Annotated in this window: 21 protein-coding genes; 5 read left to right on the forward strand and 16 right to left on the reverse strand. The window is 68.8% G+C overall.

The features are described from left to right. Positions 1-21 precede the first annotated feature (21 nt). The 3 genes from VC184_RS12155 to rfbA are packed head-to-tail and all read right to left on the reverse strand — an operon-like array spanning position 22 to position 4,696. Positions 22-1,944, reverse strand: coding sequence for a rhamnan synthesis F family protein (locus VC184_RS12155; RefSeq protein ID WP_323986377.1), 1,923 nt, complete (start codon positions 1,942-1,944; stop codon positions 22-24). Next, entirely contained in the window at positions 1,941-3,818 is a 1,878-nt protein-coding gene (locus VC184_RS12160; RefSeq protein WP_323986379.1) for a rhamnan synthesis F family protein, read from the reverse strand. The genes VC184_RS12155 and VC184_RS12160 overlap by 4 nt, the downstream gene beginning before the upstream one ends. Further along, positions 3,815-4,696: a glucose-1-phosphate thymidylyltransferase RfbA gene (gene rfbA, locus VC184_RS12165; protein WP_323986381.1), complete on the reverse strand. Its 882-nt coding sequence runs from the start codon at positions 4,694-4,696 to the stop codon at positions 3,815-3,817. Before rfbA ends, VC184_RS12160 begins: the two co-directional genes overlap by 4 nt. Positions 4,697-4,761: 65 nt before the next feature. Here rfbA and rfbB point away from each other — a divergent pair, with 65 nt between their 5' ends. Both rfbB and VC184_RS12175 read left to right on the forward strand, forming a co-directional pair. Further along, positions 4,762-5,760 carry a dTDP-glucose 4,6-dehydratase gene (rfbB, locus tag VC184_RS12170; protein WP_323986383.1) on the forward strand — a complete coding sequence of 333 codons (999 nt, stop codon included), beginning with the start codon at positions 4,762-4,764 and terminating at the stop codon, positions 5,758-5,760. Between the two features lie 3 nt (positions 5,761-5,763). Further along, positions 5,764-7,170 (forward strand): bifunctional dTDP-4-dehydrorhamnose 3,5-epimerase family protein/NAD(P)-dependent oxidoreductase, encoded by a 1,407-nt coding sequence (locus VC184_RS12175; protein WP_323986385.1) that lies wholly within the window; start codon positions 5,764-5,766, stop codon positions 7,168-7,170. 46 nt (positions 7,171-7,216) lie between these two features. On the opposite strand, the gene VC184_RS12180 is transcribed toward VC184_RS12175, so the two are convergent. The 9 genes from VC184_RS12180 to VC184_RS12220 all read right to left on the reverse strand — a co-directional run bounded on the left by VC184_RS12180 (position 7,217) and on the right by VC184_RS12220 (position 16,932). Beyond that, a complete protein-coding gene (locus VC184_RS12180; RefSeq protein ID WP_323986386.1) occupies positions 7,217-9,649 on the reverse strand; it encodes a hypothetical protein in 2,433 nt (810 codons plus the stop codon). Next, positions 9,646-10,050 carry a hypothetical protein gene (locus VC184_RS12185; RefSeq protein ID WP_323986388.1) on the reverse strand — a complete coding sequence of 135 codons (405 nt, stop codon included), beginning with the start codon at positions 10,048-10,050 and terminating at the stop codon, positions 9,646-9,648. Before VC184_RS12185 ends, VC184_RS12180 begins: the two co-directional genes overlap by 4 nt. Before the next feature lie 197 nt (positions 10,051-10,247). Then, entirely contained in the window at positions 10,248-11,180 is a 933-nt protein-coding gene (locus VC184_RS12190; RefSeq protein ID WP_323986390.1) for a glycosyltransferase family 2 protein, read from the reverse strand. Positions 11,181-11,215: 35 nt separating this feature from the next. Then, on the reverse strand, positions 11,216-12,301 hold the full coding sequence (locus VC184_RS12195) for a glycosyltransferase (RefSeq protein ID WP_323986391.1): 1,086 nt from the start codon (positions 12,299-12,301) through the stop codon (positions 11,216-11,218). A gap of 3 nt (positions 12,302-12,304) precedes the next feature. After that, on the reverse strand, positions 12,305-13,747 hold the full coding sequence (locus VC184_RS12200; protein ID WP_323986393.1) for an LCP family protein: 1,443 nt from the start codon (positions 13,745-13,747) through the stop codon (positions 12,305-12,307). After that, positions 13,744-14,211 (reverse strand): 5-(carboxyamino)imidazole ribonucleotide mutase, encoded by a 468-nt coding sequence (gene purE / locus VC184_RS12205; protein ID WP_323987766.1) that lies wholly within the window; start codon positions 14,209-14,211, stop codon positions 13,744-13,746. Before purE ends, VC184_RS12200 begins: the two co-directional genes overlap by 4 nt. Before the next feature lie 111 nt (positions 14,212-14,322). After that, entirely contained in the window at positions 14,323-15,450 is a 1,128-nt protein-coding gene (locus VC184_RS12210; protein ID WP_323986395.1) for a 5-(carboxyamino)imidazole ribonucleotide synthase, read from the reverse strand. A 76-nt stretch (positions 15,451-15,526) separates the two neighbouring features. Continuing rightward, positions 15,527-16,081, reverse strand: a complete 555-nt coding sequence (locus VC184_RS12215; RefSeq protein WP_112617389.1) for a PH domain-containing protein — start codon at positions 16,079-16,081, stop codon at positions 15,527-15,529. A gap of 62 nt (positions 16,082-16,143) precedes the next feature. Further along, on the reverse strand, positions 16,144-16,932 hold the full coding sequence (locus VC184_RS12220; protein WP_323986397.1) for a biotin--[acetyl-CoA-carboxylase] ligase: 789 nt from the start codon (positions 16,930-16,932) through the stop codon (positions 16,144-16,146). A gap of 129 nt (positions 16,933-17,061) precedes the next feature. On the opposite strand from VC184_RS12220, the gene VC184_RS12225 reads away from it, so the two are divergent. Continuing rightward, a complete protein-coding gene (locus tag VC184_RS12225; RefSeq protein ID WP_181574233.1) occupies positions 17,062-18,651 on the forward strand; it encodes an acyl-CoA carboxylase subunit beta in 1,590 nt (529 codons plus the stop codon). Next, positions 18,648-18,899, forward strand: coding sequence for an acyl-CoA carboxylase subunit epsilon (locus VC184_RS12230; RefSeq protein ID WP_181574234.1), 252 nt, complete (start codon positions 18,648-18,650; stop codon positions 18,897-18,899). The genes VC184_RS12225 and VC184_RS12230 overlap by 4 nt, the downstream gene beginning before the upstream one ends. 201 nt (positions 18,900-19,100) lie before the next feature. Here VC184_RS12230 and VC184_RS12235 read toward each other — a convergent pair whose 3' ends face one another. The 4 genes from VC184_RS12235 to VC184_RS12250 are packed head-to-tail and all read right to left on the reverse strand — an operon-like array spanning position 19,101 to position 23,360. Beyond that, positions 19,101-20,177 (reverse strand): hypothetical protein, encoded by a 1,077-nt coding sequence (locus VC184_RS12235; RefSeq protein WP_112617392.1) that lies wholly within the window; start codon positions 20,175-20,177, stop codon positions 19,101-19,103. Continuing rightward, positions 20,174-21,412: a sensor histidine kinase gene (locus VC184_RS12240; RefSeq protein ID WP_274178905.1), complete on the reverse strand. Its 1,239-nt coding sequence runs from the start codon at positions 21,410-21,412 to the stop codon at positions 20,174-20,176. Before VC184_RS12240 ends, VC184_RS12235 begins: the two co-directional genes overlap by 4 nt. Continuing rightward, positions 21,402-22,058 (reverse strand): response regulator transcription factor, encoded by a 657-nt coding sequence (locus VC184_RS12245; RefSeq protein WP_114588562.1) that lies wholly within the window; start codon positions 22,056-22,058, stop codon positions 21,402-21,404. The genes VC184_RS12240 and VC184_RS12245 overlap by 11 nt, the downstream gene beginning before the upstream one ends. A gap of 9 nt (positions 22,059-22,067) precedes the next feature. After that, positions 22,068-23,360, reverse strand: a complete 1,293-nt coding sequence (locus VC184_RS12250; protein ID WP_323986399.1) for a class I SAM-dependent RNA methyltransferase — start codon at positions 23,358-23,360, stop codon at positions 22,068-22,070. Between the two features lie 44 nt (positions 23,361-23,404). Between VC184_RS12250 and VC184_RS12255 the strand changes: the two genes are divergently transcribed. Continuing rightward, positions 23,405-24,061 carry a Maf family protein gene (locus tag VC184_RS12255; protein ID WP_323986401.1) on the forward strand — a complete coding sequence of 219 codons (657 nt, stop codon included), beginning with the start codon at positions 23,405-23,407 and terminating at the stop codon, positions 24,059-24,061. The last annotated feature ends 86 nt before the right edge of the window (positions 24,062-24,147 follow it).

A 24,147-nucleotide genomic window follows, 5' to 3' on the forward strand; every position in this document is an offset into this window, starting at 1 on the left:
GCCCTTCGGGAGCTTAAGATTCTACGCGGCCTCGGCTGAGCGGATGGCGCGGTCGCTCAGCCAACGCAGGATGCGGTCCAGCCGGCGGAGTCGACCCGTTTCGGGATCGCGGTCACGACCGTGGTATCGCCGGTACATCGCAATGAAGTCGCTGAGCCGGCCGGTTCCCATCCATCCTGCACGGTGGATGAAGATCACTTTGTCTCGCAGCGATCCCGGAATCGTCGCAGCCATCTCGTCCACTTTGAACTCCAGCGAGGTGTGGCTCAGCGCGGCGTACTCGGCCGTCAGGGCGTGGCGTGTGTGGTAGCCGTCTTCGGCGGCGACGTAAGACGGCATGCGCTCCAGCACGTGCGCCAGGCCGCCATCCCGGTACGCGTTCTTTCCTCCGAAGTCTTCGTAGCGCCACGGGCGCTCCGCCAAACTTCTGAGGGCGCGGGGACGAGCAGCGTACATGGATCCGAACGGGGCGAGCGGCGACCCGTTGTCGAGCGGAACGCGCATCCCCAGCTGTTCGGCGACCTCGATGAACCTTTCACGGTTTCCCCACCAGGCATGACCAAGGGTGCCATGACCGATGTGGATCATCGGCGGGTAGACGAGGCCCAGCGTCGGTTCGCGCTGGAACAGGCCGATGAGGTTCGCCACGTAGCCAGCGTTCGGGAGCAGGTTGTCGAGCTGCTGAGATGCGAAATGCTGTCCGACGGCGTAACCCTGTTGCGGCGTCCGCTTGGTGTGGATCTTCACCAGGACGTCATACCGGTCATCCATGATGACGTCGCGGCACCCGATGAGAAACGCGCTTTGGTCACGACCGTTGTTCGAAGGAAGGACACGGATGTCAACGCGACGCCCCTCACGCGGGAACCTCGCGACCACGTCGGCGATCGCTTCGGCGCGTCCGGCATCCGGAGTGGTGATGATGAGGTCGTACGGCCCCGGCATCATGTCCGCACGTCGCAACATGTCCTCCGTCATGTCCACGTAGTAGATGTGCGCGACGACGGCCAGCCGCAGCGACGACGACTCGTCGTACAGCAACGCCCGATCCGGCAGGATCTCCAATGCCCCGATGTCGGTTGCCAGGTCCCGAGGCGGCGAGTTCCGGGCGAGATTGGGCAGGATCAGTTCGCGCGGGTATCCGTACTGCTCCACCTTCTCCAGGGTCCACCGCCCGATGGAAGCGTTGTGGTCCATGGTGATCGGCCAGAAGAAGAACGGCTTGCGCTTCACCACCGGGCATCCTGCATCCAGCATCGCGTCAGCGTTGAATATCGACGGATTCTCGGTGTCGTAGTCGGCGTAGGGGAACCCAACCTCATGGGTGAACCCACGCGAGGCGAAGTGCTCGGTAAAGGTCACTTCGTGGCGAGTGACGGCCTCCCGCCAATCGTCGAGGACGGGGAGGTCTCGCCAGTATTCCCGCCACACTTCGGACGAGAACATGCGTTTCCTGACAGCGATCCAGAAGGACTGAAGGTGGTAAGGAATCACCTCGCCCGTCCACGACTCATCGACCTCGACGCGAGGATGATCAGTGAGACCCCAGAAGTCGACGGCGGTGGCATCCATACGCTCGAAGATCGGGGCGAACGGACGAACCGGGCCGAACCAGGTGTCGTTGGTCAGGACGACCTCCCCGAACTCGGCCAGCCGATTCTCCAGCAGATCGAGCCCGGCCTTCTGCCCCCAGATGTCGAGCCCGGTGTTCTCCCGCTGCAGCACGTCGTCCGCGACATCCCGAAGGGCCTCACGAGCCTCGGGGAGCAGTTCGCCGTTAACGACGGCGACGATGTGCTGGGCATGCTCCCGCAGTGCCCGCAGCGCATGGAGGACGAAGTCATCGACGCGACCGCGCTTGTCGTAGATCACGTACACGACCGCGCGTCGATCCCCCTCGAGGAACCTCTTCGGCTCGCCCGGCGAATTGGCCGCATCCGTCACGGGTTTCTCCTCATTCTCTGCCGGATCACGCGCACGATCGGCCGGGCGGGACGCAGGACCCATGCCGCGAGACGAGTCAGCGCCAGCGCCCGCGGTGCTCGATAACGAAGGTACATCCGCGCGAAGTCCCGACCCTGGCCGGAACCGACGTCACCGGCACGGTGGAGCATCGAGGTGTAGCCCGCCGGATACCCGTACGAGGTCATCGCCATGTGATCCGCGACGTACTCCAACGACCCATGGCTGAGTCCCGCATGCTCGGCGGTTGCGACGGTCCGCGTGTGATAACCCGCCTCGGCAGCGACGTAGGTCAGAAGCCTCCGGTGGAGATCGCTGCCCTCTCGCCCCGCCGCCCATGCACGACCGGCCAAGCCACTGAGCGCCTCCGGACGCCCGATCCACATGCCACCCAGCGGCGCGTGGGGCGACGCCCAGTCGAGCGGCACGTCGACACCCATCTCGCGAAGCTGATCCCGCGCACGATCGCGGAGGCCGAGCCACCCTGAGCCGAGGTTCGAGACCCCGATGTGCGGAGTCGGCGGGAAGACCATACCCAGACCCGGCTCCCGGCGGAAGAGATCGAGCAGGTTCCGTACGTAGTCGGGTCCTGCTAGAAGGCAGTCGAGCTGCTGCTTGCGGAGATAGCGCCGTGCGTTCATCGTGTGCTCCGCGCGGCTACCGGTGTGCAGCGCGATGACGACGTCCGCCCCACCGCCGAACACGTCATCGTGACAGAGGTCGAAGACGATCGACACGTCATCGAACAGGCGACCCGGCGCTGATACGACTGTCAGCACCACCCCATCTGCTCCATGCGTTCGCCACGCCTCGTCGATCGCCGGCGCGAGCGTTTCGTCCGGAGAGCTGCACACGACCCGCCGAAGGCCCGGAACGGACGCGAGACGGCTGAATACCTCGTGCAGGTCGTCGGTCTCGACGACCTGCACGACACCGACGACGGCGAGCTCGGGGGGCCCGGCGTCCGAACCGGATTCGGGCAGGACCTCCATCATCGCCGCCTGGGTGTGCAGTGACTTCGGCGGCATGGTGCGCACCAGGTCTTGCCACAGCAGGTCGAGTGGATAGCCATGGTCTCCCATCGCTGCCGCGATCCGCCTTCCGACGATCGCGTGCTGATCGAAGAACAACGGGTAGCCGTCGAAGACCTCTCGGACCACGGCCGGGCAACCGTCAGCGATCAACAGCTCGGCGTTGAACATCTCGGGGTGTTCGGCAGGATAGTCATCGCTCGGGAACGCAGCGCCACCCCGGAATCCTGACCTCATGAGACGGTGAGACAGTTCCGATTCGACGCGACGAGCATCATGAGGGGCGTCAGGCATCGCGGGCAACGTGTCCCAGAATGTGCGCCACACGGAGGATTGCAGCGCACGCCGGCGAACGGCGAGCCAGTACGAGCTCAGTTCGACCGCGCCGTCACGCCCCTCCGAACGGTCGAATCGCCGGGGATGCCGACGGTCGGTGATCGACCAGACATCGAGCGCTCGCCGATCCATGCGCTCGAAAGTCGGGCCTAGTTCGCCCACGGGACCGAACCAACGGTCGCCCGTCACGACGATCTCATCGAAATCCTCGACGCGGCGACCCCAGCAAGCCAGGCCGCGTCGCGCACCCCAGAGACCCGAGACAGCGCCCGTGTCCTCCACCACGTCGTCGACGAGTGTCTCCATCCGCTTTCGCGTGGCATCGTCGAGCGGTCCCGTGACCAGGATGATCTCATCGGACTCTTGGCGCAGCCGTTCTATGGCGTAGACCGCTGCCTCAGCGATGCGCCCTCGTCGAGCCGGAACGCTGTAGACAACGCCGCGCCGCCCACCGACCGGGAACGCGGCCGGAACACTTGCGCGGCTCAATGCGGCGCACCTGTCCCCTGTGCGAGCGCCTTGAGCAGGTACGCCCCGTAGCCGCTCTTCGCGAGCTTCGAGGCCCGGTCGCGCAATTCATCGTCTGACAGGAAGCCCATCCGCCACGCGACCTCTTCGGGGCAACCGATAGAGAGTCCTTGTCGTTTCTCCACGGTCCGGATGAATTCCGTCGCTTCGCTGAGGGAATCGAACGTCCCCGTATCCAGCCAAGCTGTGCCTCGCGGGAGGATCTCGACCGTGAGCCGCCCGGCGTCCAGGTACGTCCTGTTGACGTCCGTGATCTCCAACTCCCCCCGCGGGGATGGGCGGAGGTCGCGGGCGATGCCCACCACATCGTTGTCATAGAAGTAGAGACCAGGAACGGCGTAATTGCTCCGCGGCGACTCCGGCTTCTCCTCCAACGAGATCGCCCGACCCGTGTCGTCGAACTCGACGACACCGTACGCGGAGGGGTCGTCGACCCAGTAGCCGAAGACTACGCCTCCGTCGACGTCGTTGTACTGACGGAGGCGTGTGCCCATCCCCTGACCGTAGAAGATGTTGTCTCCCAAAACGAGCGCGACGGAGTCGCCGCCGATGTGGTCCGCTCCGAGAACGAAGGCCTGCGCGAGCCCGTCGGGCTGGGGTTGCTGCGCGTACGTGATGGAAACGCCGAACGCTGAGCCGTCGCCCAAAAGACGGGCGAACTGCGGAGCATCGTCCGGTGTGGTGATGATGAGGATGTCCCGGATGCCCGCGAGGATGAGCGTCGACAGGGGGTAGTAGATCATCGGCTTGTCGTACACGGGCACGAGCTGCTTCGAGACCCCCTGAGTGATCGGATGCAGACGTGATCCCGTACCGCCTGCCAGAATGATGCCGCGCATGGGACAAGTTTCCCCCACGCCGTCCGGCGCACCAAACCGCGCACCCGCCTATTAGCCTTGAAGGCGTGTCCAGGCTTCTTGTGACCGGCGGCGCCGGGTTCATCGGTTCGAACTTCGTTCACCACGTCATCGACCACACCGATCACACGGTGATCGTGCTCGACAAGCTCACCTACGCGGGCAACGCCGCATCCCTTGCGGGCCTGCCCGACGATCGGGTGCGCCTCGTCGAGGGCGACATCGCCGACGCCGCGCTCGTGGACGAGCTGTTCGGTCAGGTCGACGCCGTCGTGCACTACGCCGCGGAGTCGCACAACGACAACTCCCTCCACGACCCGCGTCCCTTCCTCGACACGAACATCGTCGGCACCTACACGCTGCTCGAAGCAGCCCGTAAGCACGACAAGCGGTTCCACCACATCTCCACGGATGAGGTGTACGGCGACCTCGAGCTCGACGACCCGGCACGGTTCACCGAGAACACCCCGTACAACCCCTCGTCTCCTTACAGCAGCACGAAGGCCGGCTCCGACCTGCTCGTGCGCGCCTGGGTGCGCTCGTTCGGGGTGAAGGCGACGATCAGCAACTGCTCGAACAACTACGGGCCGTACCAGCACGTCGAGAAGTTCATTCCTCGCCAGATCACCAACGTCCTGCGTGGCATCCGACCCAAGCTCTACGGCAAGGGTGAGAACGTGCGCGACTGGATCCACGCCGACGACCACTCGTCCGCGGTTCTGACGATCCTTGACAAGGGCGTCATCGGCGAGACCTACCTCATCGGTGCCGACGGGGAGAAGGACAACAAGACCGTCGTCGAGCTGATCCTCGCGCTCACCGGTAATCCCACGGACGCGTACGACCACGTCACCGACCGCCCCGGCCACGACCTGCGCTACGCGATCGACTCCACCAAGCTCCGCACCGAGCTCGGGTGGACACCTCGCTACGACGATTTCGAGGCCGGCCTGAAGGCGACCATCGACTGGTACCGCGAGAATGAGGACTGGTGGGCGCCCGCGAAGGACGGCGTCGAAGCCTTCTACGCCTCGAAGGGTCAGTGACCCGTGGCCATCGAGTTCGGTAAGGCGCTCACGGTCACCGAGACCCCCATCCCGGGGCTCGTCGTCCTCGACCTCCCGGTGCACGGCGACTCACGCGGCTGGTTCAAGGAGAACTGGCAGCGGGAGAAGATGACCGCGTCGGGCATCGACCTGCCCGATTTCGGTCCGGTGCAGAACAACATCTCGTTCAACGACGCGGTCGGCACGACCCGCGGCATCCACGCCGAACCCTGGGACAAGTACGTCTCCGTCGCCACGGGCCGCATCTTCGGCGCCTGGGTCGACCTTCGCGAGGGGCCGACCTTCGGCGCCGTCTACACGACCGAACTCGATCCCTCGCGCGCGATCTTCGTCCCGCGCGGCGTCGGCAACTCGTATCAGACCCTCGAGCCCGACACCGCGTACACATACCTGGTAAACGACCACTGGTCGGCCGACGCGACCTACACGTTCCTGAACCTCGCCGACGAGACCGCCGCGATCGAGTGGCCGATCCCCCTCGATCAGGTCGAGATCAGCGAGAAGGACAAGAACCACCCGCGTCTTCCCGAGGTGGTTCCGATGCCGCCGAAGCGCATCCTGGTGACCGGCGCGAACGGCCAGCTCGGCCGGGCACTGCGCGCCGAGTTCGGCGATCGTCCGTGGATGGAGTACGCGGGGCGGGACGAGCTCGACCTGACCTCGCCCGATCTGGCCTCCGCGCGCCGGTGGCGCGACTACAGCACGATCATCAACGCGGCCGCGTACACGAAGGTCGACCTCGCCGAGACTCCCGAGGGGCGCGTCGACGCCTGGGCGGCCAACGTCACCGCGGTCGCCGCGCTGGCACGTGTCGCGACCGCGAACGGCATCACGCTCGTCCATGTCTCGAGCGACTATGTGTTCGACGGAACGAAAGACGGCGCCTACATCGAGGACGACCCCGTGTCACCGCTCGGTGTGTACGGGCAGACGAAAGCCGCCGGGGACGCCGTCGTATCCGTCGTTCCGCGCCACTACATCGTTCGTACGAGCTGGGTGATCGGCGACGGCAACAACTTCGTACGGACGATGGCGTCGCTCGCCGAGCGAGGCATCGATCCAAAAGTCGTCGACGACCAGATCGGGCGTCTGACCTTCACCGACGACATCGCCCGCGCCATCCGGCGCCTCCTCGCAGGCGACGTGCCGTACGGCGTCCACCACGTCACCTCGACCGGCGCACCGGTCAGCTGGCGGGAGGTCGCGGCGGCGGTGTTCGAGCTGACGGGCCACGACGCCGACCGCGTGTCCGCTGTGACTACGGCCTCGTTCTTCGCCGATGCCGGCCGGGCCGTCTCGCCTCGCCCCGCGAACGGGACTTTGCGGGAGAATGCGGCGCTCGCGGGCGACAACTGGCGAGAAGCTCTCGCACGATACATCCGCGGTTGAACCGTCGAGGCGCTGTTCGCCGCTGATCGGCGAACAGCGCCTCCCGTCACGGCACCCGGACCTGACGGCAACCCAACAGCGTGTGGGGTCCGCTCCCGTTGTTGTTGATCGCGTAGACGCAGGCGTCGTATGTCCCGGGTGAGACCGGGCGGCTGATCGAGAATCCGTGCTGCGCCCCCGCAGACGGGTAGGCGCCAGCCACATCGGCTCGGGTCCGGTCTGCGGTGTGCGCCGTTCCGGCTCCGCTGATGTAGACGTGCACCGCGATCGGGTCGGGAGTGTCCGGGTCGATGGCCCAACCGTCGACGACGATGTTCCTTCCCGTCACGGACACTGCCTCGAGATTTCCGAAGGGCGGCTTCTCGTTCGTCCCTACAACGATGGTCCTGCAGCCCAGCAGGGTGTTGCCGCCGGCTCCGTTGTTGATCGCGTAGGCGCACACGTCCGAACGTCCGGGCGGAGCGTTCATGACCTGGGAGAAGCCATGATTCGCCCCCTGGGCAGGGTAAACAGCACCGACGTCAGCGCGGGGCAGATCAGCGTTGTACGCCACGCCCCGAGATCCCACGTACAGGTGCACCGAGATCGGATCCGAAGTGTCCTCATCCAATGCCCAGCCGCTCACTGCAACCGTGGTGCCGCGGACGGTGACGCCCTCGAGCACCCCGACCGGCGCACGCCCGAGATCGGGGAGCCGTGCCGTAATGGTTTTGCAGCCGAGAGAAGTATCACCACCGCGTCCGTTGTTCAGTGCTGTGACGCAGACGCGCGTTTCTCCGACGGGAACCTGGACTTTCGAGACGAACCCGTGCTGAGATCCGAACGAGGGGTATGCCGCCCCCACGTCCGCTCGCGCGTTGTCGGCGGTGACCGTAGAGACCTTCCCTCCCGCGTCGACGCGGACGCGAATCGGGGCGATGGTGTCCGGGTCGATCGCCCAGCCGCTCACCGTGAGCGTCTGACCGTCGGCCGACAGCTCTTCGTAGACGCCGAACGGTGCCCGACCTTGATCGCTGGGCGCCGTGACCGTGACGTTGCGACATCCGAGGGATACATTGCCGCCGAAACCGGTATTGATCGCGTATGCGCAAACGTCATAGGTGCCGGGAGCAGCTGACAGAGTCGCGCCGAACCCATGGGCCGCACCGTAGAGCGGATAGGCGGAAGCAATGTCAGGACGGTTGGCGTCGGCGCGTAGAGCCGTTCCCGTCGACCCTACGTAGACATGGACATCAATGGCTTCACGGGTGTCGGGATCCAGCGCCCAGCCTCCGACGGTGACTCCTCCCGCGGTCGCGGAGACCGCCTCAAGATTCCCGACTGGCGACCCCGTGAGAGCGGCCACCTTCGCGCACCCGATCTGGGAGTTCCCCCCTGGTCCCACGTTGATGCCGTAGACGCACACGTCGTTCATTCCCGCTGCCGCGGCAGGGACCGTCACCGAGAAGCCATGACGAGACCCCAGGTGCGGAAGCGCAGCGCCGACATCGGCACGGTCGCCGTCTGCCGTGAAGGCGTAGCCGACGCCGTTCACATATACGTGGACAGCGATGGGGTTGCTGGTATCGGGGTCGGCAGCCCAACCCGAGACCTCGAACGACCCCGGCCTCGCTTGAACCGCGTCGACGCTGCCAAACGGTCCGGATGGGTTTGCGGGCGGCTGCGTCGACCCGAACCAGTCGGTGTAGAGCCGCCAGAAGTTGCGGTTTCCGTACGAGGAGCAGGTGTCGCCCTCGCCGTACATGTTGTTGAGCGCGGCCTGATTGGGCACGTAGGGCGTGTAGATGTAGAGACCGGCCGTCGCCTGGTTCTCGATGTAGACGCGCTGGGTACCGCAGTTGTTGTACGGGTGGTACAGGATGTTGTTCCAGCGGCCGGCCTGGTAGCCGAAGTCCCGCGGGAAAGCCTTGTAGATCTTGTACTGCCGGGCCGCGTAGTACACCTGGTAGAAGAAGCCCAGCGTCGCGGAATCGCACGGAGCCGTGTCGGGGCAGCCCTGCCCGGTAGCCGCCGCGTAATCTCTGGCGGAGGGCGCGGTCGACGTCACAAGCGACTGCTCCTTCTGCAGGAGCACCAGGATGACCTTCTGGCTGATGCCGCACGAGCGGGCGACGCGATCGATGATCGTCGATGCGCTCTCGTTACCACGCCCCTCGTACCCGTTGCAGTAGCGATCGGCCGGACGGGTGTCGGTGTTCTGGCGGTAGTCCTTGAGACACGTGTAACCCGACGAACAGGACCGCACCTGGCGCTCCATGAACGCCTGGATCTCAGGCGAACCCATCGCGTTCGAGTCGTAGAACGCGGCGTCGCTGATGATGTTGCCCGGGTTGAAGTCCGCGCCGGATGCGGCCGCGGCTGCCGGTGCCGGAGCGATCGACGACGACAGTGCCACCGGTGCTGCGACGAGCAGGGCGACGGCGCACACCCATGCCGCGAGAACCGCGACGGACGAGCGGATGCTGCGGCGCGCGCTCACTGGCTCGACTCGACGCTCGAGTCGGCGGAACGCGCCCGCGTCGACGAGGACTCGTACTGAACATCGAACCGCGTCGCCGCGGAGTCGGACGCGACGTCGGCAGACATGAGGCCGCAGTACGTGACGCCGTTACCGGCTGTGCTGGTGATCGAAGCCACATCGACGCCGTCGACGCGGAGCGTGCAGGTTCCGTCATCCTCGCTGACGCCTGGGACCATCGCCGTCACCTCGAGGGCCGCGCCCCGCTGCTCGGCGGTGATGATGAGGACCTCACCGTTGTAGGGGGTGTCCACCTCGACCGTTTCGGTCGGCATGGGCACGTCGGGGGTCGCGGCGTCATCCGGAGTCGGGGTCGGCTCGGGCGTCGGGCTCTCGAGCGTTGCAGTCGGCGTCGGTGTCATTGCGCCACCGACGGGCGTGGCGCAGGCACTCAAAGCCAGCATCCCGACCACGAGGCCTCCGAAGAGGCGGACGCTCGTGGCGGTCGCCAATGACGTTGTTCTGCGCGCGCGGGGAGAAGTCACGCATTCATTCTGCGGCCATCGCCTGATTCAGACGGCATCCACGCCGTTTCGTCATCCGTCCGTTACGGCGGCACTCAGCGCGACATCCGGCGGCGCAGGCGACGTAGCCGCGACCAGATCGGCTGGTGCGCATCGATCTCGGTGCGGATGACAGCCCGCTGATCCCGCAGTTCGCGCCGCAGCGACTCGACCTCGCTCCGCACCTCAGCGACGATGCGCCGCTCCATGGCGCCCAAGTAGAGCGGCAGCCCCGCGCCGTTGTCGGCCACCCACGCGCGGAGCTCGCGATCGCGAACGACCATGTCGTCGCGGTCGTGCAGATGTTCCAGCGCGAACATGCTGTTTCCCTCGGCACCCGACGCGCTCGGACGTTGCGTCCAGAAGGCTAGCGGCGCTCCCCCGATGAAGCCGAGCGTCCCGACGGCGAGGACGCGGAGATAGAACTCCCAGTCCTCGACGGCTTCGAGCGACTCGTCGTAGAGACCAACCTGCTCGTGCAACGCGCGACGGTAGAGCAGCGAGATCGGAACCGCCCGGTTGACCTCGAGCAGGTCGATGAATCGCAACGCCGTCAGGTCCGCCCAGAACGGAACGCGCCCCGTCTCGACCCAGCGTCCGGCGCGCTTCTCCTCGTACACGATGGCCGTCGCGACCCCGACCCCCGAGTCGTCCGGATGGTCGTCGAGGAAGGCGACTGTGCGCTCGAGGAACTCCGGCGCCCAGAAGTCGTCATCGTCGTGGATGACGACGAACTCGGTGTCGAGAGCGTCGACGCCCGTGTTCGCCGCGGCGCATCGGCCGCCCGGGGCCCGCGAGTCGAGCACCGTCACGGTGTCGGCGACGGCAGAGGCCGAGACCACGGCCTCGACAGCGGCCCGATCGCTGCCATCGTTGACCACGACGATCCGTCGGTCGCCGAAGGTCTGAGCGGCGACATCGGCGAGGGCCCGGGCGAGGAACTCGGGTCGATCGGCCGTGCGGATGACGACTCCTACGCGTGCGGGCATACGTCCACCCTAGGAGGAGAAACCCGAGGCCTGCGTCACAGCTCGGCGTGGAGGGCCCACACCCGCTCGGCGTGATCGCGCCACGAGAACGCGCGGCCGCGGTCGCCGGCGCGCACGGCCCACCGGTGCAGTTCGTCGGGCGACGAGAGCACCTCCCCCGCCGCGTCCCGCAGTTCGTCGAACGGCGCGATCCGTGCCCCGTCGAGCAGCACCTCGCGATGCACGGGCGAGTCGCAGGCCACGACGGGCACCCCGAGCACCATCGCCTCCACGGCCCGCCAGGGGAACCCCGATCCGTCCGAGAGCGCGATCAGCAGGACGGCCGCGTCGAGCACGGCAGCGCGGTCGGCAGCATCCAGCCGGCCGGGCACGATGACCCGGCCGCGGTCGATCCCAGACTCGGCGATGGCGCTCGCGACGTCGGCCGGCTCGTCGAACACGACGATGCTGGAGGTCTGCTCCCCGGCGATGGAGGCCAGCACGGCCCGGAGCTGTTCTTCCGTGCCGCCCGCGACGACCGCCGCCCGGTCGGGCACGCCGAGCTCGCGCCGCCGCCCGATGGCGTCGGTGGGAACGCGGAAGTCGGCGGGCGCGGCCCCGGGGATGACGCGGATCCGGCCGCTGAGCTTGGGGGCGATCTCCGCGAGGCGATGCGCGGTGGCATGCGCCGGGACGATGACGGCGTCCGCGTGCTTCTCGGCGCGCTTGAGCAGCGCGCGGTGCGCGAGCACCGTCGCGCGGGGGAACAGTGCGGGCGTGTCCCAGACCGCGAGGTCCCACAGCGTGACGACGGTCTGCTCGTTGTCATGAGCCCGATCATGCTTGACGAGCGGCGCGAGCAGGGTCGGCGCATGCAGCAGCCCTCCCGCGACGCCTCCCGGGATTCCCATCGGCCAGGAGGCCAGCAGACCGGTCCGCGGGAACGGGGCTCGGACGGTCTGGGCCAGGCCGCCGACCCCAGCAGCCGCCTCCGCGGCGTCCGAGGGGACGACCGCAGCGACCTCGCATCGCGCCGGCGCCGTCGCGATCAGCGCGCGCGCCACTTCGAGGGACGCCTCGGAGGAATCGGCGTCGACGACATCGACCAGCTGGTCGAGCACGACCCGCAGAACCGTGGTCATCGCTCAGCCCTCCGGCGCGGGGGTCGGGGTCTGCGGGTGAAGCGCGTCCTGCACCATCTGCCGGACGAGGGCCCAATCGGGATCCGCTTCCTCGATGCCATTCTGGGGCGTGAGCTCGATCGTGGTGACCGGCTGTTCCTTGGCCTTCATCGCGATATCGGCGAGGAACGGCAGCAGATCGGCGGGGATGTCGGTCTGGACGAGCACCTGCCCGGCATCCGCGATCTCGGTGAACCGGTCGAGCACGTTCTGCGGTGTCATCTGCGCGAGGATCGCCTGCTGCAGCTCGCGCTGGCGACGCATCCGGTCGAAGTCGCTCGTCGTGTAGCGCGACCGGGCATACCACTGGGCGGTGTCACCGTCCATGTGCTGCTGGCCCGCCTCGATCCATCCCTCGGCCCAGTCGTCGGCCGGCTGTCCCTCGTACTGGGGCCCGCCGCCCTTGGGCAGGCGCTCGACGACGTTGATGTCGACACCGCCGAGCGCGTCGACGAGGTCGGCGAAGCCCTTCATGTCGATGAAGACGTAGTAGGGAATCGTGATTCCGAGGATGCCTTCGACGGCGTCCTTCGTCGCCTCCACCCCCGGCGACGATCCGTCGTCATGTGCGTCCGGATAGAGGGCGTTGCCGTCGCGGCAGATCTCCACCTCGGTCTGCAGCTGGTTGATGCCGCTGCTCCACCCGCAGTTCGGGTCGACGCGTCCCTCGTGGACGTCGGGATACAGATCCTTCATCGGCCCCGGCGCGAACGGGAAGTGCCCCATGTCGCGCGGGACACCGGTGATCGTGGTCGCCCCGGTCTCCGCGTTCACGGACACGACGGAGATCGAGTCGAAGCGCATGGAGTCGCGGCCTTCACCGCTGTCGGCACCGAGCAGGAGGACGTTGTAGTAGCCGTCCGACGGCGGAACGCTCGGCCCACTCGCACCGAACACGGTGCTGAGCGTCTCGCGAACGGAGTTCACGCGGTCGAACGTCCACGCGGCGGCCGACGTCGACGCGACGGCGAGCAGAATGGCCAGGAGCGGGACGCCGATGCGGGCCACCGTGCCCGCGCGCACGAGCTTGACCAAACGCAACGTGTCGACCGTCAGCACGATCCACAGCACCGCGTAGAACGCGATCACCACCTGGACGATCAGCAGGACGAACCAGTTGGTGGCGAGCGAGAGCAGCAGCGGGCGCCACAGCAGACCGGTCAGCACGGTCAGGAGTGCGATGACCCACATCGTGATCGTTGCGGCGAGACCGAAACGCCCCAGTCGGCGATTCCCGGCGAGCACCTGGGCAGAGCCGGGCAGGAGGAAGTTGAGCACGACGAGCCACCACCCGCGACGACCCATGACCTCGGGCGAGGTAGTGTCGGGATGCCGCAGCGGCCGCTCCTCGATAAGGCTTCCGCGTCGCGGCCGTGCAGGGTTGCGCGGCGGAGCGGTGACGGTCACAGGGATTCCTTGAGTCGGAGGTTCTTCTCCTCGACCTGCTGCTCGAGGCTGCGGGCGTACTCCTCCAGCCGATCGGCGAGCTCGGCGTTGCCCGCGCCGATGATGCGCGCAGCGAGGAGGCCGGCGTTCTTCGCGCCGTTGATCGACACGGTGGCCACGGGGATGCCGCCGGGCATCTGGACGATGCTCAGCAGCGAGTCGAGTCCGTCGAGGGTCGCGAGCTGCACCGGCACGCCGACGACCGGCAGCGGCGTCAGCGACGCGAGCATGCCCGGGAGGTGCGCCGCTCCCCCCGCGCCGGCGACGATGACGCGCAGCCCTCGCCCGCGTGCCTCACGACCGTAGCGGAGCAGCTTGTCGGGGGTGCGGTGGGCCGAGACGACTTCGACCTCGTGCGCGACACCGAGGTCGGTGAGCGCCTGCGATGCGTCGCTCATGACGCGCCAATCGGAGTCCGAACCCATGACGACTCCGACGAGCGGAGCGTCCGACGAATGCAGCGGCGAGGATGTCACCGACCCAGGTTAGGCGGGCCACCTGTGGAATCCCCGGAGCGGCGCGGTACCCCCGAGGGCTCAGTCGTCGAAGTTCGCCGCCACCACGCGGGCGTCGCCGACGACGGCGTCGAGGTCGTCGCCCGACAGGTTGACGTGTCCGACCTTGCGCCCGGGCCGCGGGGCCTTGCCGTAGGTGTGGACCTTCGCACCCGGGTGGGCTTCGAGAGCGGCGGGGATGCGCGCGGCGAGCGAGTCGGAGACGGGACCGCCCAGGATGTTGATCATGACCGACCACGGCGCTCGCGGAGCCGTGTCGCCGAGGGGCAGATCGAGCACTGCGCGGAGATGCTGCTCGAACTGTCCGGTCACGGCGCCGTCCTGACTCCAGTGGCCGCTGTTGTGCGGGCGCATCGCGAGCTCGTTCACGAGGAGGCGGTCATCGGCCGTCTCGAAGAGTTCCACCGCGAGCATGCCGGTGACACCCAGCCCTTCCGCGATCGCGACCCCGATGTTCTCGGCGACCTCGATCAGGCGCTGACCCGCCCGCGGAGCCGGGGCGATGACCTCCGCGCACACCCCGTCGCGCTGCACGGTCTCGACCACGGGGTACGAACGCCACGCCCCGGAGGGCCGCCGCGCCACCTGCTGCGCGAGTTCGCGCGTGAACTCGACGAGCTCCTCGACGAGCAGCTGTCCCCCCGGCTGGAGGGCGTCAAGCCAGTCAGCGGCGTCGTCTGCGGAACGGACGACACGAACGCCTTTGCCGTCGTATCCACCGCGCGGCGTCTTCACGACCGCGCGCCCGCCGTTGTCGTCGAGGAAGGCTTGCAGGCCGGCGGCATCGGAGATCGCGGCCCACTCGGGCTGCGGCATCCCGAGCTCGGCGAGTCTCGCGCGCATGCGCAGCTTGTCCTGTGCATAGAAGAGAGCGTCGGGACCGGGGTGCACGGCGACGCCGTCATCGACGAGCGCCCGGAGCACCTCCTGCGGAACGTGCTCGTGATCGAAGGTGATGACATCGACATCGCGAGCGAAGGCCCGAACCGTTTCGCGGTCGCGGTAGTCGCCCGTCGCGGTCGCCGCGATGGCTGCAGACATGCCCGGCTCCTCGGCCAGGACGCGCACATCGAGTCCCAGCTCGAGGGCCGGCGCGATCATCATGCGGGCCAGCTGCCCTCCGCCGACGATTCCTACTCGCAACGACATGGCGCCTCCTCCGGGTTCGCATCCATCATCCCGCACACGGAGACGGGGTCGCACGCGCGAGCGGGCGCGATCATGCTCAGGCGTCGGAGCCGATGATCGGCATGCTGTGCGAGTCGCGATGCGCCAGAATCTGGCTCACCTCGACCTGGTCTGCCAGCACCTCGTGGACGAGGGCGACGGCCGGGATGCTCCGCAGCCGCATGGCGGGGTCGACGCCGTTCGAGAGCGTCAGCGTTCCCGTCCCGTTCAAGCGCTGGATCGGGCCGCGCGACTCGTCGATGCCGTAACCACGGATATGGCTGAGCTCCGACCGGCGACGGACGATGAGTCCCGAGGTCTCGATGACCCGACGGGTCGTGATCGTGTACGAATGCGCGAGCCAGCGCAGGTAGGGCAGCACGACGAGGAGCACGACCACCAGCCCCGCGGCCGACCAGAGCATCACGTCGGTGAAGGGATCGGGCACGTTCCCGGTGAAGTATCCCGTGACACCCGCGATGACGATGAGCAGCAGCGCCGGCCAGAGGAGCGGCCCGGCGTGCGGGCGCAAGCGCGCGACACGAAGCTCGGGGGCCGCGGCACCCAGCGCTGGCGCGACGGGGCGACCGAACGAGGCTGCTGGCTGTGTCACAGCACCATCATGGCCCGCGGGTGCGACAACGCCTCGGCGGCACGCCCGGATGCCGCGAGGCCTCAGCCGACTCCGCGGACATGCACGACGTCGCCGGCTCCGACGACGCTCTCGACAGCCCCCGTCCGCACGACCAGGCGCCCGTCCTCATCGAGGCGCTCCGCCGTCCCCGTCAGCGTCTCGCCGCCGGGCAGCGAGACGACGATGTCCTCGCCGATCGTGACGCACGCCGCGGCGACCCGCTCCCGGAGGGCGTCGTCGGCGCCGCTCACCGCGAGGTGGGCGATGTGGTCACGCAGGCCCCTGAGGTAGTCCGCGAGCAGTCGGTCCTCGTCGACCTCCACCCCCAGCACGGCGAACGAGGTCGCCGTGGCGACCGGCAGGTCGACCTCGGCCATCGTGGTGTTGACCCCGGCACCCAGGATCACGTCGCCGGCCTCGCCCGGCAGGACCTCGGCGAGGATGCCGCTGATCTTCCGCCCGTCGACGAGGACGTCGTTGGGCCATTTCACACCGACCTGCCGTCCGTCCAGCTGCGCGGAGACGGCGTCGCTCATCGCGAGACCGGCGACCAGGGGGATCCAGCCGCGCGAGTGCACCGGCACAGCGCCCACGCGCAGGAGCACCGAGATCGCGAGCGCGGTGCCCGCGGGAGCCGTCCAGCTGCGATCGAGCCGGCCGCGACCGGCGCGCTGGTCGGTCGTCAGGAGCACCGAGAGGTGCGGGTGGGCATCGGGGTCGGCCTCGACGTCGCGGCGCAGGTGGGCGTTGGTCGAATCGGTGTGCTCGACGACGTGCACGCGGGGCGAGACCGCGGCCGCGCGGGGATAGCCGTTCTCGGGGATCGTCATGGCGTCACCCTACGATGCCGGATCGCGGCTCGGCGAGGGGTTGCGCCCGAGGGTTTCCACAGGCGATCGCCGTCGTCGTTGTGGGTGTGCTCCAACGGCTGCGGGGCCGCGCTGGATAGGGTGGAACGCGTGACCGACCAGCCCGACCTGTCCACGACCGCCGGCAAGATCGCCGACCTCCGCGCCCGCTACCAGACGGCCGTCGTCGACGCCGAGACCGCGGCACGCGAGAAGCAGCACAAGAAGGGCAAGCTCACCGCCCGCGAGCGCATCGAGATGCTCGTGGACCCGGGGTCGTTCGTGGAGCTCGACGAGTACGTGCGCCATCGCACCACCGCGTTCGGCATGGACCGGTCCCGCCCCTACGGCGACTCCGTCGTCTCGGGCGTCGGCACGATCCACGGCCGCACCGTCGCGGTCTACTCGCAGGACTTCACGACGTTCGGCGGCTCGCTCGGCGAGTCCGCTGGCGAGAAGATCATCAAGGTCATGGAGCTCGCGCTGCGCGGCGGGATGCCGATCATCGGCATCCTCGACTCGGGTGGCGCCCGAATCCAGGAGGGCGTCGTGGCGCTCGGCAAGTACGGCGAGATCTTCCGCCTGAACACCGCGGCGTCGGGAGTGATCCCCCAGATCTCGCTGATCATGGGGCCCGCCGCGGGCGGCGCGGTCTACTCCCCCGCCCTCACGGACTTCGTCATCATGGTCGACAAGACGAGCCAGATGTTCGTCACCGGCCCCGATGTCATCAAGACCGTCACCGGCGAGGACGTCGGCATGGAGGAGCTCGGCGGCGCTCACACCCACAACACGCGTTCGGGTGTCGCGCACTACCTGGCCCAGGACGAGGACGACGCGATCGACTACGCCCGGTCGCTCCTGAGCTTCCTGCCCGACAACAACATGTCGGACGCCCCGGTGTACGAGACCGGCTTCGAGTGGGAGACCACTGACGACGACCGTGCCCTGAACGTCGTCATCCCCGATTCACCCAACCAGCCCTACGACATCCACCAGGTCATCTCGGGGATCGTCGACGAGGGCGACTTCCTCGAGGTGCAGCCGCTGTTCGCACCGAACATCGTCGTCGGCTTCGGCCGGGTCGAGGGACGGACGGTCGGCATCATCGCCAACCAGCCCTCGCAGATGGCGGGCACTCTGAACATCGATGCCGGCGAGAAGGCGAGCCGGTTCGTTCGGTTCTGCGACGCCTTCTCGGTGCCGATCGTCACCCTCGTCGACGTTCCGGGCTATCTTCCCGGCACGGATCAGGAATGGACCGGCGTCATCCGCCGCGGGGCCAAGCTGCTCTATGCCTACGCCGAGGCGACGGTTCCGCTCGTGACGGTCATCCTCCGGAAGGCCTACGGCGGCGCCTACATCGTGATGGGCTCCAAGCAGCTGGGCGCCGACGTGAACGTCGCCTGGCCGACGGCGGAGATCGCTGTGATGGGCGGCCAGGGCGCGGTCAACATCCTCTACCGCGGTGAGATCAAGCGCGCCGAAGAGGCAGGCGAGGATGTCGCCGCGGTGCGGTCGCGCCTGGCCTCCGAGTACACCTACAACGTGGCCTCCCCCTTCCTGGCCGCCGAGCGGGGCGAGCTCGATGGCATCATCGAGCCGGCGCAGACACGCGTCTACATCGCGAAGTCGCTGCGCGCGCTCCGGGGGAAGCGGGCCGAGCTGCCCGCGAAGAAGCACGGGAACATCCCGCTGTGAGCGGTCGAGAGGATTCCCGGGACGAGGCGGGCCACGACGAGCGACCCCTGCGCATCGAGGTGCGGCGCGGCGATCCGACCCCGGAGGAGCTGGCCGCCGTCATCGCCGTCGTGAGCGAGTCGTACGCCCAGGAAGCCGCGGAGGCGATCGCCCCCGAGCCGGCCCCCGAGTCCGCCTGGCGGCGCTCGGCACGCGCGCTGCGGACGCCGCTGCGGCGCGGCTTCGGCTGGGGGCGTTTCACCGGTTGACGGGCGAAACTGATTTTGTCCCCCGAAATACCTACAGACGGATCTGGCACGCTGCCGCAGACTGAATGTGCTGGAACGCTACTGCGTTCGGTCACCCGAGCTTCTAGCCGGTGACTGCTGCGAGTCGGTTTTCGGGTAACCACTCGCATGGCGAGGGGCGGGCGGCTTCGCCGCCCCTCGCCCCCAGCACCTTCCGTCCGGTCAGAGACGCGGGCGGGGCCGCGCGATCTCGCGCCAGAGATCGACCGTCTCATCGGCGTCGTCGTCATGACGCGAGCGACCGACGACCGTGACCGCCGTGTCGGGATGCGTCGAGGTGCGGATGTAGAGCCGCTCCGACCGTGCCCCATCGAGCACGTCGGCGAGCTCGGCGCGGATGGCGGCGAGTTCGCGCTCATCGAGGCCGTCGAGGCCGCCCTCGTCGAGGAAAGTGACGTGGGATCCGGCTCGCCGGACGTCTTCGAGCACGCGGCGCACCGCGTCGTCGAGCAGCCGCGGACCGCGCAGCTCATCGCGCAGACGCCCTTCCGCGAGCCGCGCCTGCAGACGCTCGTCGTCGTCGAGGTCGCCGCCCGCGTTGATGGTGCGCGAGAGCACCGGCCCCGCAACGGCGAGCGCGCGCTGCACGCGGACCCGGCGCTCGCGACGGCGGCCCTCCTGTGTGGCGAGCCATTCGGACGCCTCGCGTTGAAGCGCCGTGAGCTGCGCGGTCTCGACGGCCGCGCGGTCGATCAGCAGGACGATGATCTGCGCTCCGCCCACCCAGATCGCCGAACCGACGGCTCCCAGCGAGAGCGTCGGCTCCGGGCCGATCCACACGACCGACTGCAGGAACAGGACGACGATGCCCGACCAGGCCACGATCGAGCGCCGGCGAACGACGAGGACAGCCATCAAGGCACCGAGCCCGCCGAGGCTCCAGGTCGCGAACGGCTGCAGCCGCCCCTCTTCGCCCGCGGCCCACCAGGTGGCTGACGGGATCACGACGGTGACCGCGAGGGCGAGGAGCGCGATCCACAGGGGCAGCGGCGCCGGACGGCTCATGCCCGCCGTCACGGCGCTCATCGCCGGAACCTCCGCGGCCGGCTTCGCCGCCGCATCCATCGGCCGCGTGGGCCAGAAGATGCACAGGCCCGTGACGGCGAGGTAGACGACGAGATTCAGGATCAGCACGACGGGGACATCGACGGGGCGCGTCCAGAACATGCCGCCGACCGCCAAGTACGCCGTGAAGGCGACCCCGAGTGCCGACAGCACCCAGCGGACCGAGCGGTTCATGAGCTCTCCTGCCAGCTGATGGACACGGTCGTCCCTGATGCATCGGAGTCGACCGTGGCGGCCCCGGCCACAGCGGCCACCCGCGCGATGATCGAGGCACGGATCCCGAGGCGATCCTCGGCGACGCGCGTCGCCTCGAAACCGGGTCCGTCGTCGGCGACGGTGATCGCAAGCCCAGCCCTGTCGGCGTGGAACGACACGCGCAGATTCGCAGCGCCGGCATGCTCGACCGAGTTCGTCACCGCCTGCGCCGCCGCGAGGTGCAGCGCTCGGGCGACACGGCCCGGCACAGACCGGGCATCGGGTTCGATCCGCTGAGAGACCCCGGCGTCCGGAGACAGTCGGTGGACCGTCGCTTCGAGCTCGGCACCGACGACGCCTGCCGGGATGGGGGCGTCGGGGCCCTCGCCCACCTCCTGGTCGACGTTCGCCAGTCGCGTGAGCGCTTCGCGGGCCATGGCGACCGCGAGAGTCCGCTCCCGGTCGGTCTCGGCGCGTTCGGCCGCGATCAGTGCTGCCAGCACGCTGTCGTGCATGAGTGCCGCGACGGCGACCCGCTCCTTCTCGACCGCGTCTGCTGCGGCCGCCTGCGCGAAGGAGCGGACCGCGCCCTCCCGTCCGCTGTCGATGCTCGCCGCGAGGGACCGGAGGATCCAGCCGACGACGATCAGGACGCTCGCGAGGATGATCGCGAACGCCGAGTCGAGCGCGACGTCGAGCACGGTGGCGGGCGTGAGAGGCAGAAGTGTGAGCCGCATCGCGCCGTACAGCAACGGCAGAAGGAACGCCCAGACGATCTGTCCGGCGAGCGGCATGCAGAAGACGGCCGCGACGGTCCCCACGTTGATGAGGAACCACAACCAGGGCTGCTCGTCGACGGTGGTCGACCGGTCGGCCGCCAGCGGCCAGAGGACGGTCGCGATCGGGAAGACGCCGGCGAAGATCGCGGCGAACACGCGGACGGCCCGCGAGGTGATCAACGCGACGCACATCATCAGCAGCGTGCCCAGGACCACGATCAGCAGGATCGTGTGCCAGGCGGAATGTCCGGCGGGGGTGCTGAGCGCTCCCACGAGCGCCTGGATTCCGATGACGGCGCTTCCGGTGCCGACGACGATGCCCAGGATGCGGTCGATGCGCGACTGGGTGAAGCGCTGAGTCTGGGCCAGGGCCTCGCGGAACTCCGCGGGACGACGCGGGCGGGTAGTGCCGGTGCCCGGGGTCTCAGCGGGCATCGGAGGCTTCGCCGACGAGACCGTCTTCCATCGCACGGCGGAGGAGGTCGACCTTGGTGGGTGCGGGACGGCCGACCTCGACGTACTTCACGCGCACCCGGGTGATGTTCTCTTTCGCGGTGGAGTAGGCGATCCCGAGCCGCTCGGCCACCGCTTTCAGGGGCAGTCCGGCGGCGTACAGGCGGAGCACGTCGCGCTCGCGTGCGGAGAGCTGGGCATCGGCGAACGCCCGGTCGCCGTCGACCGCGCTGGCCCACTCGACGTTGTCCAGGTGTTCGCCCCGCGCCACCGTCCGAACCGCCGCGACGACGTCGTCGGTGCGCGCCGACTTGCTGATGACGCCCAACGCGCCCGCAGAGAGGGCTTCACGCACCGCCGCCGGCCGGTCGGCGACGCTGTGGATGATGACCTGCGATCCGTCCCAGACGAGCTGAGCGACGTTCTCCGCCACGGTGGCGCCGTCGCCGAGCATGAGGTCGAGCACAACGACATCCGCCGGTGACTCCCCCGTGTCCTTCCGCCATCGCAGATACTCGGCGACGGTGCTGCCGGTGAAGACGACCTCCCCGACTCCCGCTCGGGAGCAGGCGGCGGCGAGCCCGAGCCGGACCGACTCGTGATCGTCGATGAGTGCCACCCGTGTCATGGGCTCAGCCTAGGACAGGGGGCCCTCGTCGGTGAGTACCGCAACCGCCTCCATGTGGTGCGAATGGGGGAACAGGTCCAGGCCCTGCAACGACACCGGCGCGTAGCCGCCCGCGCGCAGCATGCCGAGATCGCGCGCGAGGGCGACCGGATCGCACGCGACGTAGACGAGGGTCGCAGGCCGAAGCCGCAGCAGCGAATCGACGACGTCTCGTCCCGCTCCCGACCGCGGCGGGTCGAGAACCGTCACCCCGGCGCGCAGCCGGGCGCGTTCGGCAGCCGATGCGGTCTCCTCGACCTGCGCCAGCCAGCGGTCGACCCGGCCGGTCTCGGCGCGGGCACCCACCCACTCGGCCAGGTTCTCCCCGGCGTGGTCGGTGGCGCGGGTGTCGGACTCGACGCTCGTGATGCGGGTGGCCGTGCCTCCCAGTTCGGCGACGGCGGCCGCGAGGAGACCGACCCCGCCGTACAGGTCGAGGTGCCATGCGTCGGGATCGACGGTTCGGCCGGCGGATCGCAGACCGCTGTGGACCGCGTCGCGCAGCGCGACCGGCGCGAGCCGGTGGACCTGCCAGAACCCTCCGGCGTCGACGCGGAACTCCCGGTCGCCGACCCTCTCGATCACGGTTTCGCGCAGCGCCGGGTCGGCCACCGGGCGCGGACCGCCCCGACCTCGACCGCGGGGCGTCTCCGGGCGGGCCAGGGCTCGCACGCGCCCGTCGGAGGGCTGCACGAGGTCGAGGCGCCCGGGAGCGGCCGACCGTCCGCGGGCTACCGATTCGGCGATCGCCGGGGTGGCGAGCGGCAGGTCGTCGACCTCGACGACGCGGTGCGAGCGCGCGGCGAAGGGCCCGATGCGTCCATCCCCGTCGACGTGGAGGCTCACGCGCGTGCGCCATCCCGTGCCGTCCGGCGTCTCGTCGGCGCCGGCTGCCGCGACGACGACGTCGCTGTCGACACCGCCGAAGCGCTTCAGAGCGTCACGGAGGACGCGCTGCTTGAGCTCGCGCTGGTGTTCGAGGTCGATGTGCCCGAAGTCGGCCCCGCCCGGGCGGTTCTCCGGCGCGGTGCCGATGTCGGCGGGCGACCAGACGTGCGGTCGCCGATGCCGCGAAGCCTCGAGCACTTCGAGCGCCTCGGCACGCCAGAACGACGACTTCGCGGTGTCGGTCAGCCGCGCGCGCACCCTCTCACCGGGGATCGCGTCGGGGACGAAGACGACGCGGCCTTCGTGTCGTGCGACGAAGACGCCGCCGTGGGCGACGTCGGTGACGTCGAGATCGAGGAGGTCGCCGGACTGCATCCCTCGATGCTCGCACACGCGCGCCCGCAGGTAGCGTGAACGGCATGCGCGTGTGCCTCGCCTCGACCTCCCCCGCCCGCCTCATGCTGCTGCGTCAGGCGGGCATCGAACCCGCGACCCGTGCCCCCGAGGTCGACGAGGAGGCCGTCATCGCCGCCCTCGAGGCCGAGGAGGGTCGCGTGCTGCCGCCGGACGAGCACGTCCTGCTGCTGGCGCGACGCAAGGCGGCCGACGTGGTCGCGACGCTCGCGCGACTCGAACCCGACTTCGACGGCATCGTCATCGGGGGCGACTCGATGTTCGCCTTCGACGGCGAGGTCCTCGGCAAGCCGCTCCGGCCCGACGTGGCGACCGCGAGGTGGGAGAGGATGCGCGGGGGCACAGGCAGCCTCCACTCGGGGCACTCGGTGATCCGCGTGCGCCCGGGGACCGTTGCGCAGGAGGCGTACGCCGTCGCGGACGCCGCGGTGACCTTCGCCGACGACATCACCGCCGACGAGATCGCGGCGTACGTCGGCACCGGCGAACCTCTGCAGGTGGCGGGAGCCTTCACTGTCGACAGCCTCGGCGGCCCCTTCATCACGCGGGTCGACGGCGATCCCTCCACGGTCGTCGGGATGTCCTTATCGACGTTGCGCCGCCTCGTCCGTGAGCTCGGCGTGGCCTGGCCCGACCTCTGGACCACGCGGCTGACATCATGAACGGCGGGCCCGCTTCGTAGGCATCCACTCACGTTCGCCCGGTCACTTTGTGCGAGTGATCCAAAAGTCGGGGCCGCGTGCTCGCT

The organism is Microbacterium plantarum, from assembly GCF_035231185.1.
Classification (GTDB): Bacteria; Actinomycetota; Actinomycetes; order Actinomycetales; family Microbacteriaceae; genus Microbacterium; species Microbacterium plantarum.

Bases quoted from the DNA above. Each gene is read 5' to 3' on its own strand.
- rfbA (WP_323986381.1), bottom strand. From the start codon at position 4,696: ATGCGCGGCATCATTCTGGCAGGCGGTACGGGATCACGTCTGCATCCG.
- VC184_RS12185 (WP_323986388.1), bottom strand. From the start codon at position 10,050: ATGACACCGACGCCGACTGCAACGCTCGAGAGCCCGACGCCCGAGCCG.
- VC184_RS12190 (WP_323986390.1), bottom strand. From the start codon at position 11,180: ATGCCCGCACGCGTAGGAGTCGTCATCCGCACGGCCGATCGACCCGAG.
- VC184_RS12195 (WP_323986391.1), bottom strand. From the start codon at position 12,301: ATGACCACGGTTCTGCGGGTCGTGCTCGACCAGCTGGTCGATGTCGTC.
- purE (WP_323987766.1), bottom strand. From the start codon at position 14,211: ATGGGTTCGGACTCCGATTGGCGCGTCATGAGCGACGCATCGCAGGCG.
- VC184_RS12210 (WP_323986395.1), bottom strand. From the start codon at position 15,450: ATGTCGTTGCGAGTAGGAATCGTCGGCGGAGGGCAGCTGGCCCGCATG.
- VC184_RS12220 (WP_323986397.1), bottom strand. From the start codon at position 16,932: ATGACGATCCCCGAGAACGGCTATCCCCGCGCGGCCGCGGTCTCGCCC.
- VC184_RS12235 (WP_112617392.1), bottom strand. From the start codon at position 20,177: ATGAACCGCTCGGTCCGCTGGGTGCTGTCGGCACTCGGGGTCGCCTTC.
- VC184_RS12240 (WP_274178905.1), bottom strand. From the start codon at position 21,412: ATGCCCGCTGAGACCCCGGGCACCGGCACTACCCGCCCGCGTCGTCCC.
- VC184_RS12245 (WP_114588562.1), bottom strand. From the start codon at position 22,058: ATGACACGGGTGGCACTCATCGACGATCACGAGTCGGTCCGGCTCGGG.
- VC184_RS12250 (WP_323986399.1), bottom strand. From the start codon at position 23,360: ATGCAGTCCGGCGACCTCCTCGATCTCGACGTCACCGACGTCGCCCAC.
- VC184_RS12255 (WP_323986401.1), top strand. From the start codon at position 23,405: ATGCGCGTGTGCCTCGCCTCGACCTCCCCCGCCCGCCTCATGCTGCTG.